The following is a 10,704-nucleotide window of genomic DNA, read 5'->3' as shown; positions in this document are numbered from 1 at the left end:
CCAGGACACCGGCGGTATGCACCACCGCGCTGATCCGATGCCGGGCCACCAGGTCGGCCACGGCCGCCGCGTCGGTCACGTCGCATGCCTCGATGACCGATTCGGCACCGCTGCCGCTGAGTTCGGCCACCAGCTCCTGAGCACCCTCGGCCGCGGGACCCCGGCGGCTGACCAGCAACAGATTGCGCACCCCGTGCTCGGTCACCAGATGCCGGGCCATCACGCGGCCCAGACCACCCGTGCCACCGGTGATCAGGACCGTGCCGGACGGATCCCACCTCATCGCGTGCGGAGACTGCACCCGGGCCAGCCGGGCCGCCAGCACCTCACCCCCACGCACCAACAACTGCGGCTCATCCGACGCCAACGCCCTTGGCACAACTCCTACTTCGGCTTCGCCGTCCAGGTCCACCAGACCGAAGCGGCCCGGGTGCTCCGACAGCGCCGATCGCACCAGACCCCACACCGCCGCACCCGCGAGATCCGCACCGGACACCGCGCCACGGGTCACGAACACCAGACGCGAAGCCGCGAACCGCTCATCGGCCAGCCACGACTGGGCCAGGTCCAGCGCCCAGGCGGCCGTGGCGTGCGTAGCCGCCACCACATCGCCCGCAACCACATCACCCGAAGCCACACCGTCCGCAACCGCATCGTCCGCAACCGCATCGGCGGAACCGGCTTCCACCGGTACCAGCACCGCACCCGGCACGCGACCGGACCGGGCCACGGACGCCAGGTCCGGGTAGCCGTCGAACGGTGCGCCGGCAACGGAGCCGAGCGTTGCCACGGTCTCCGCGGCCCCGGCCGGGGGCAGGCGTACGGGGTTCCACTGCACGCGGAACAGCGCGTCGCGGCCGACCGGGTGCGCCCCGCCGTCCAACTGGTCGGCGGAGACCGCCCGCAGCACGAGCGTGCCGATGGAGGCGACGGGTTCGCCGGTGGTGTCGGCGACGTCCACGGAGACCGTGTCGCCGCTGTGCCGGACGACCCGGACCCGTACGGCCCGGGCGCCGGTGGCGTGGAGCGCGACGTTCTCCCAGGAGAACGGCACGACGCCGTGGTCCACTCCGTTGAACGCCACGACGTGCAGGGCGGCGTCGAGCAGCGCCGGATGGAGTCCGTACGCGGAGGTGTCGCCTTCTGCGTCGGCGGGCAGGGCGACCTCGGCGAACACCTCGTCGCCTCGACGCCAGGCGGCCCGCAGCCCCTGGAAGTGCGGACCGTAGTCGAATCCGCGCGCGGCGAAGTCCGGGTAGAGGTCGGCCAGTTCGACGGTCGTGACGTCGGCGGGCGGCCAGGACTCGGCGCGGAAGTCGTAGCCGGGTTCGGCCGTCGACTCGCCTTCCGCAAGGACGCCGGTGGCGTGCTGGACCCACGGGCGGTCGCCGTCGCCCTCCGCCCTGGAGCGGGCGGTCAGGGTGCGGCGGCCGGACTCGTCGGCGGGGCCCACCCGCAGCTGGAGCTGTACGCCGCCGTGCTCGGGCAGGACGAGCGGGGCGGCCAGGGTCAGTTCGTCGACGCGGTCGCAGCCCACTTCGTCGGCGGCGCGGACGGCGAGTTCGGCGAAGGCCGTGCCCGGCAGCAGGACGGAGCCCATGACGACGTGCCCGGCCAGCCAGGGGTGGGTCTGGAGCGAGAGGCGGGTGGTGAACAGCAGGCCTTCGCCGTCCGGAAGTTCCACGGCGGCGCTCAGCAGCGGGTGCCCGGTCGCTGCGAGGCCGACGGCGCCCAGGTCACCGGTGCGGGTGTGGTCGGGGGTCGGCCAGAACCGCTGGTGCTGGAAGGCGTACGTGGGCAGGTGGATGGCGTGCGCGTCACGGCCGGCGAGGAACGCGGTCCAGTCGATCCCGGCGCCGTGGACGTGCAGTTGTGTCAGGGCGGCGAGGAGGGTCGCCTCCTCCGGGCGGTCCTTGCGCAGGACGGGAGTGCACACGGCGTCGTCGGGTGCCGGCTCCCGGGCCATGGCCGACAGGACGCCGTCCGGGCCGAGTTCGAGGAACCGCGTCACTCCTTCCGCGCCCAGAGCCCGTATCCCGTCCGCGAAACGCACCGCCGAGCGGACATGGGTCACCCAGTACTCGGGGGTGCGCAGCTGGTCCCGGGTGGCGAGTTCGCCGGTGATGTTCGATACGACGGCCAGCTTCGGCTCGCCGTAGGACAGGCCCTCGGCGACGGCGCGGAAGTCGGCCAGCATCGGGTCCATGAGCGGCGAGTGGAAGGCGTGCGAGACCCGCAGCCTACTGGTCTTGCGGCCCTCCCCCTCGAAGTGCGCCGCGATGGCCAGGACCGCGCCCTCGGCACCCGAGATCACGACCGACGACGGGCCGTTGACGGCCGCGATCGAGACGCTGTCCGCCAGGTGCGGCAGGACCTCGTCCTCCGTCGCCTGGATCGCGGCCATCGTGCCGCCGGCCGGCAGGGCCTGCATGAGCCGTCCGCGTGCCGCTACCAGCGCGCAGGCGTCGGCCAGCGAGAACACCCCGGCGACGTGCGCGGCGGCGATCTCGCCGACGGAGTGCCCGGCCACGTACTGCGGCCGTACTCCCCAGGACTCCACGAGCCGGAACAGGGCCACCTCAATGGCGAACAGCCCGGCCTGGGCGTAGGCGGTCTGGTTCAGCAGCTCCGCGTCCTCGCCCCAGACCACGTCCCGCAGGGGGCGGCCCATGTGCGCGTCCAGGTGCTCGTCCAGGGCGGTGCAGAGCGCGTCGAAGGCCTCCGCGAACGCCGGGTAGCGGCCGTACAGCTCCCGGCCCATGCCGAGGCGTTGCGATCCCTGGCCGGAGAAGAGGACGGCGTCCCGGCCGGTGTGGGCGGTGCCGGTGTCCACGGCGGGGTCGGCCTCGCCCGCGGCCAGGGCGGTCAGGGCGCGCAGCGCGGTTTCGTGGTCGTCGGCGCGGACGGCCGCGCGGTGGGCGAAGGCCGTGCGGCGCGTCATCAGCGTGTACGCGGCGTCCGTGAGCCGGAGTGCGGGGTCGCGCTCCAGGTGGGAGTGCAGCCGGGCTGCCTGGGCGCGCAGGGCGCTCTCGCTCTTGGCGGAGAGCAGCAGCGGCGCCGTCCCGTCGGGAGCGGTGGCGGGCGCTTCGGGCTCCGAGGCCGAGGGCGGTTCGGTTGTGGGCTGTTCGGCTGCGGGCGGTTCGGCTGCGGGCAGTTCCAGCACCACATGCGCGTTGGTGCCGCTGATGCCGAACGCGGAGACCGCGGCGCGCCTGGGGTGGCCGGTCTCGGGCCAGTCCGTGTGCGCGGTGAGCAGCTCGACCGCGCCCGCGGCCCAGTCGACATGCCCGGTGGGCTCGTCGACGTGCAGGGTGCGCGGCAGCATGCCGTACCGCATCGCCAGCACCATCTTCATCACGCCCGCCACACCGGCGGCGGCCTGGGTGTGCCCGAGGTTGGACTTCACCGCGCCGAGCAGCAGCGGTTGCTCCGGCGGCCGCTCCTGGCCGTAGGTGGCCAGCAGCGCCTGGGCCTCGATCGGGTCGCCGAGCGTGGTGCCCGTGCCGTGGGCCTCCACGGCGTCGACTTCGGAGGCGGCCACCTGGGCGTTCGCCAGGGCCTGCCGGATCACCCGCTGCTGGGACGGGCCGCTGGGCGCGCTCAGGCCGTTGGACGCGCCGTCCTGGTTGACGGCCGAGCCGCGGACGACGGCGAGCACCTGGTGGCCGTTGCGGCGGGCGTCGCTGAGCCGTTCCACCAGCAGCAGGCCGACGCCTTCGCTCCAGCCGGTGCCGTCGGCGGCCGCCGCGAACGGCTTGCAGCGGCCGTCGGGGGCCAGCCCGCGCTGCCGGGCGAACTCCACGAAGGAGGACGGGGTGGACATCACCGTCACGCCGCCCGCGACCGCCAGGGAGCACTCACCCTGGCGCAGCGCTTGCGCCGCCATGTGCAGGGCCACCAGCGAGGAGGAGCACGCCGTGTCCACCGTGAGGGCCGGTCCCTCGAAGCCGAAGGTGTAGGAGACCCGGCCGGAGACGACGCTCATCGCATTGCCGGTGAGCCGGTGTCCGCCGGCTTCGTCCTGTGCCGCGTCCAGGGCCGTGCCGTAGTCCTGGGTGTTGGTGCCCGCGAAGACACCGGTGCTGCTGCCCCGTAGCGACTCCGGGTCGATCCCCGCCTGTTCGAGCACCTCCCAGGTGGTCTCCAGGAGCAGCCGCTGCTGCGGGTCCATGGCGAGGGCCTCGCGCGGCGAGATGCCGAAGAAGTCCGCGTCGAAGTCGGCGGCGCCGTCCAGGAAGCCGCCGCCGCGGGCGTAGCTGGTGCCCCGGTGGTCGGGGTCGGGGTGGTAGAGCCGGTCCAGGTCCCAGCCCCGGTCGGCGGGCATGGGGGTGATGGCGTCGCCGCCCTCGGCGAGCAGCCGCCACAGGGCCTCGGGTGAGTTCACGCCGCCGGGGAAGCGGCAGGCCATGCCGATGATCGCGACAGGTTCGTCGAGGGCGGCGGCCGACGCCCGTACGACCGTGGCGGGTCCTGCGGCGCCCAGGACTTCGGAGCGCAGGTAGGCGGCGACCGCCAGGGGGGTGGGGTGGTCGAACAGCAGGGTGGCGGGCAGCCGCAGTCCGGTCGCGGCGGAGAGCCGGTTGCGCAGTTCGACGGCCATCAGCGAGTCGAATCCCTGCTCACGGAAGGCGCGTTGGGCGTCGACGGTGTCCGGTGAGGGGTGTCCCAGTACCCTCGCGGCCTCTTCCCTGACCATGGTCAGGAATGCCTGTTCCTGTTCGGCGGGCGGCAGTGCGCCGATCCGGTCGCGCAGGGGGGAGGGTTCCCGGCGCGGGCCGTCCGCGGGGCCGAGCGCGCGGCGTGCGTCGGGCAGGTCGCCGAGGAGGGAGCTGGGGCGGACGGCGGTCAGGGCGGGGGCGTACGCGCTCCAGTCGATGTCGGCCACGGTCACATGCGTCATGCCCTGGGCGAGCGCCTGGCGCAGGGCGGCGAGCGCGGGGGCCGCGGCCATGGGCAGCAGTCCGTCGCGGCCCATCCGGTCGGCGGCGTCGCTGTCGGTGGCCATCCCGCGGCCCGCCCAGGGGCCCCAGGAGACGGAGGTGGCCGGCAGCCCTTGGCCGAGACGGTATTCGGCGAGGGCGTCCAAGTAGGCGTTGGCGGCGGCGTAGTTGGCCTGTCCGGCGTTGCCCAGGACGCCGACGATCGAGGAGAACAGCACGAAGTGGTCCAGGTCGAGGTCCTGGGTGAGTTCGTGCAGGTTCTGTGCGGCCCTTGCCTTGGGGTGCAGTACGGTCTCGAAGCGCTCGGGGGTGAGCGCGTCCAGTACGCCGTCGTCCAGTACGCCCGCGGCGTGGACGACGCCGGTCAGCGGCAGGTGCGGCGGGATGTCCGCGAGGACGGCCGCCAGAGCATCGCGGTCGGCGGCGTCGCAGGCGGCGAGGGTGACCTTGACGCCCCGGTCGGTGAGGGCGGCCGCGAGTTCCGGTGCGCCGGGGGCCTGCGGGCCGCGGCGGCCGGTGAGCACGAGGTGTTCGGCTCCGGCGTCGGCCAGCCAGTGGGCGAGGTGTGCGCCGAGGGCGCCGGTGCCGCCGGTGACCAGGACGGTGCCGTGAGTGCTCCACCGGTCGCCGGTGTCGCCGCCGGGTGTGATGCGTTCCAGGCGGCGGGCGAAGACCCCGGCCGGACGGATCGCCACCTGGTCCTCGTCCGATACGAGGGCACTCAGCAGCGCGGAGACGGCCCGCCCGTCCAGGGTGTCGGGCAGGTCGATGAGCCCGCCCCAGCTCTGCGGGGACTCCAAGGCTGCCACGCGGCCCAGGCCCCATGTCTGGGCCTGCACGGGGCTCTTGAGTGCCTCGTGCCGGTCGACGGCGACGGCGCCACGGGTCACGCACCACAGGGGTGCCTGGATGCCCGCGCTCTCCAGGGCGCGCAGCAGCGTGGTGGTGGCGGCCAGGCCGCGGGGTACGGAGGGCAGATGCGGGTGGGGCCGCTCGTCGAGGGACAGGAGGGAGAGCACGCCGTCGACCGGGGTGTCGGGCCAGGCGCCGGGCTCGTGGTCGGCGGGCAGTTCGCGTACGTCGGTGTGCAGGCCCTGGTCGCGCAGGGTGTCCAGGAGGCGGGCGGTCCAGGGGTCCTCCGTGGTGCCGTCGGGCAGGACGACGAGCCAGTGCCCGGTGGCGGCGGGGCCGCCCGAGGCGGTGCGCGGGGCCCAGTGGGTGCGGTAGCTGAGGCGGTCCGCGGCGGCCTGGGTTCTGCGCTCCCTGCGCCAGGAGGAGAGGACGGGAAGGAGGTTGCCGAGGGAGTCCGCTCCGCTGCCGTCGATGGCCAGGACGGCCGACAGCTCCTGGAGGTCCTCGCGTTCGACGGCCGCCCAGAATCCGGCCTCGCCCGCTTCGGCGGCGGCCGCCTCCCCCGCGTCGTAGTCGGCCGGGTCCAGCCAGTACCACTGGCGTTGGAAGGCGTAGGTGGGCAGTTCCACACGGGAGGCGCGGGAGGCGTTGGGTGCGCCCAGGCAGGCCGGCCAGTCGACGCGGACGCCGTGCGCGAAGGCGGCGGCGATGCCCTCGGTGAGGGCGAGTGCTTCCGGGCGGCCAGTGCGCAGCAGGGATACGAGAGCAGGGGGAACGGGCCCGTCAAGGTGGGTCAGACAGTCCTGGACCATGGGGGTGAGGACGCCGCCGGGGCCGATCTCCACGAAGGCGGTGACGCCCTCGGCTTCGAGGGTGCGCACGGCGGCGCAGAAGCGGACGGCTTCGCGGGCCTGCCGCACCCAGTAGTCGGGCGAGCGCAGTTCGTCTTCGGTGGCGAGCGCGCCGGTCACCGTGGACACCACGGGGATGCGGGGGGCGTGGAACGTCAGACCGCGGGCGACGCGCCGGAAGTCCTCCAGCATGCCGTCCATGTGCGGGGAGTGGAAGGCGTGGCTGACCCGCAGCTGCTTGGTGCGGCGGCCCTGTGCCTCCCAGTGGGCCGCGATCTCGGTGACGGTCCGTTCGTCGCCCGAAATGACCGTGGAATCGGGCCCGTTGACGGCAGCGAGGGCGACGTGGTCCTCATGGCCGGTGAGGTGGGCGCGGATCTCCTCCTCGGTGGCCTGGATCGCCACCATGGCGCCGCCTGCGGGCAGCGCCTGCATGAGGGTGCCGCGCGCGGCGACCAGCTGTGCGGCGTCGTGGAGGGTCAGCACGCCGCTGACGTGGGCGGCGGTGAGCTCGCCGATGGAGTGTCCGGCGACGAACCGGGGCGCCACGCCCCAGGATTCGACGAGCCGGAACAGGGCGGTTTCCAGGGCGAAGAGCGCGGCCTGGGTGTAGGCGGTCTGGTCGAGCAGGGCGGCCTCGGCGCTGCCTTCCTCGGCGAAGACGATGTCGCGCAGCGGCCGGTCCAGGTGCGGGTCGAGTGCGGCGCACACCGCGTCGAAGGCCGAGGCGAACTCGGGGTGCGCGGCGTACAGTTCACGCCCCATGCCAAGCCGCTGGGAGCCCTGCCCGGCGAAGAGGAACGCGGTGGTGGCCTTGACGGCGACGCCGCTGACCAGGCCGGTTGCGGTGCGGCCCGCGGCGAGGGCGTCCAGGCCGCGCAGGAACTTCTCCCGGTCGCCCGCGACGAGTACCGCGCGGTGTTCCATGAAGGTCCGGGTGCCCGCGAGCGCGTGGGCGACCGCGGCCGGTTCGAGGTCGGCGCGGTCCCGTATGTGGCGGCCGAGGCGTTCGGCCTGGGCACGCAGGGCCCCTTCGGTGCGGGCGGACAGGATCCAGGGCAGCGCGCCTGGCCGGGCGGCCGGCTCGGGGGCCTGCTCGGCCTCGTGGGCTTCGGTCTCGTGGGCGGGCGCCTGTTCCAGGATGACGTGGGCGTTGGTGCCGCTGATACCGAAGGAGGAGACGGCGGCGCGGCGGGGCCGGCCGGCGCTCGGCCAGGGCTCGGGCTCCGCGAGGAGCCTGGCGTTGCCCTCGCTCCAGTCGACGTGCCCGGTGGGCTCGTCCAGGTGCAGGGTCCTGGGCAGCTGCCCGTGCCGCATCGCGAGGACCATTTTCATCACGCCGGCGATACCGGCGGCGGCCTGGGTGTGCCCGATGTTGGACTTCATGGAGCCGATCAGCACGGGGCGGTCGGCGGGGCGCTGCTGCCCGTAGGTGGCCAGCAGGGCGTGCGCCTCGACGGGGTCGCCGAGGGTGGTGCCGGTGCCGTGCGCCTCCACGGCGTCGATGTCCGAGGCGGCGAGGCCCGCGCCGGTCAGCGCCTGGCGGATGACGCGTTGCTGCGAGGGGCCGTTGGGGGCGGTCAGGCCGTTGGACGCGCCGTCCTGGTTGACGGCCGAGCCCTTCAGCACGGCGAGGACGGGATGGCCGTTGCGCAAGGCGTCACTGAGCCGCTCGACGAGCAGCAGTCCGACGCCCTCACTCCAGCCGGTGCCGTCGGCGGCGGCCGCGAACGGTTTGCAGCGGCCGTCGGGGGCAAGGCCGCGCTGGCGGGAGAACTCCACGAACATCTGCGGTGTGGACATCACGGTCGCGCCGCCCACCAGGGCCATGGCGCATTCGTCGCGCCGCAGCGCGTGCATCGCCAGGTGCAGGGCGACCAGCGACGAGGAGCAGGCCGTGTCCACGGTCAGCGCGGGGCCTTCCAGACCCAGGACGTAGGAGATCCGGCCGGAGGCGATGCTGATGTGATTGCCGGTCAGCAGGTGCCCGCCCACCTCGTCCGCGCGCCGCCCGCCCTCGGCGTCATACCCTCCGTGCCCGGTGCCGACAAAGACACCCGTGCGGCTGCCCGCGAGGGATTCCGGGTCGATACCGGCCCGTTCGACGGCTTCCCACGCGGTCTCCAGAAGCAGCCGCTGCTGGGGGTCCATGGCCAGCGCCTCGCGCGGGGAGATCCCGAAGAAGCCCGGGTCGAACTCGCCCGCGTCATGCAGGAATCCGCCCTCGCGCGCGTAGCTGGTGCCCTGGTGGGCCGGGTCGGAGTGGTAGAGCGCGTCCAGGTCCCAGCCGCGGTTGCGGGGGAAGGAGGAGATGGCGTCGACGCCGTCGCGCAGCAGCTCCCACAGCTCTTCCGGCGAGCGGACGCCGCCGGGGAAGCGGCACGCCATCGAGACGATCGCGAGGGGCTCTCGCTGCTTCGCCTCCGTCTCGTCCAATTGCTGACGAGTCTCGTGAAGGTCCGCGATCGCGCGCTTGAGGTACTCGCGCAGCTTCTCCTCGTTCGACATCAGGACGCCAATCGTTCGGTGGAATGCCGGACCTGGGGCACGGAGCGCCGACACACATGCCCGACCGTTTCCCCGCCATCTTCCCCAAGGTGGACTGCGGGTTTCCCTAGTTGACGCTCCCCTCCCCACATCGCCTCACGGCCCTGCTGCTCGAACAGCCCGTCACGACCCTCCGACCCCCTTCGGACTGTCTGCGCCCAAGCCAGTTGTAGGGATTTCCTGGTTCCCAGGTAGCTAGCGTCACCCCTCACCCGTCACGTCACGTCACCTCACCTCACCTCACCTCACCAAGCACACGTAAGGGGCCTTCCCATGACCGCCGCCTCCCACGATCTGCCCTGCCTCACCCTCGAACCGCCCAAGATGCTGGAGCTGAGCCCGCTTCTGCGCGCCTTGCAGGACCGGGGGCCGATCCACCGGGTGCGCACACCCGCCGGGGACGAGGCGTGGCTGGTGACCCGCCACGCCGAGCTCAAGCAGCTGCTGCACGACGAGCGCATCGGCCGCACGCACCCCGACCCGGCCTCCGCCGCGCAGTACGTACGCAGCCCCTTCCTGGACCTGCTGATCAGCGACGCCGACGCCGAGGCCGGGCGTCGGCAGCACGCCGAGACCCGCCGCCTGCTCACGCCGTTGTTCTCGGCCCGGCGCGTGCTGGAAATGAAGCCGAAGGTGGAGGAGGCCGCGGACACCCTGCTGGACGCGTTCATCGCCCAGGGGTCTCCCGGCGACCTGCACGGCGGGCTCTCCGTGCCGTTCGCCCTCACGGTCCTCTGCGATGTCATCGGAGTGCCGCCGCAGCGCCGTGCGGAGCTGACCACGCTGCTGGCCGGTATCGCCAAACTGGACGACCGCGAGAGCGCTGTACGGGCGCAGGGCGACCTGTTCGCGTACGTGGAGGGGCTGGTCGAGCTCAAGCGGACCGAGCCCGGCCCCGACATCATCTCCCGGCTGAACGACGGCGAGCTGCCCGAGGACCGCGTGGCACATCTGGCCATGGGGCTGCTGTTCGCCGGTCTGGACAGCGTCGCGAGCATCATGGACAACGGCGTGGTGCTGCTGGCCGCCCATCCGGGTCAGCGCGCGGCAGCGCTGGCCGACCCCGACGTGATGACGCGCGCCGTCGAGGAAGTGCTGCGGACCGCCCGGGCCGGCGGGTCGGTCCTGCCGCCGCGCTACGCCAGCGAGGACATGGAATTTGGCGGGGTGACGATACGGACCGGGGACCTGGTCCTGTTCGACCTCGGCCTGCCCAACTTCGACGAGCGGGCGTTCACAGGGCCGGAGGAATTCGACGCCACAAGGAACCCCAATCCGCATCTGAGCTTCGGCCACGGCATCTGGCACTGCATCGGCGCCCCCCTCGCCCGCCTGGAGCTCAGGACGATGTTCACCAAGCTGTTCACCCGCCTGCCGGAGCTGCGCCTGGAACTCCCGGTGGAGCAGCTGCGCCTGAAGGAGGGCCAGCTGTCGGGCGGCTTCGCCGAGCTCCGGATCACCTGGTAGGGCTGACCGGGGCCATGACGGCGCTGCCTGGGATGCCATGGGAGGTC

General features: G+C 73.2%; 2 protein-coding genes. One reads left to right on the top strand and one right to left on the bottom strand.

Translation table 11 applies throughout. The annotated features are described in order from the left end of the window. The coding region (locus ADL29_RS11070) for a type I polyketide synthase (RefSeq protein ID WP_425424219.1) at positions 1-9,205 on the bottom strand (9,205 nt) is incomplete at its 3' end. 258 nt (positions 9,206-9,463) lie between these two features. Between ADL29_RS11070 and ADL29_RS11065 the strand changes: the two genes are divergently transcribed. Beyond that, entirely contained in the window at positions 9,464-10,657 is a 1,194-nt protein-coding gene (locus ADL29_RS11065) for a cytochrome P450 (protein ID WP_053923493.1), read from the top strand. The last annotated feature ends 47 nt before the right edge of the window (positions 10,658-10,704 follow it).

The sequence above is a fragment of the Streptomyces chattanoogensis genome, assembly GCF_001294335.1.
GTDB lineage: Bacteria > Actinomycetota > Actinomycetes > Streptomycetales > Streptomycetaceae > Streptomyces > Streptomyces chattanoogensis.
The sequence above is the reverse complement of the archived record's forward strand: the minus strand, read 5'-3'. Positions and strand labels throughout refer to the sequence as shown.

What these genes read in the sequence shown, in the direction of transcription:
- ADL29_RS11065 (WP_053923493.1), top strand. Translation starts at nt 9,464, where the DNA reads ATGACCGCCGCCTCCCACGATCTGCCCTGCCTCACCCTCGAACCGCCC.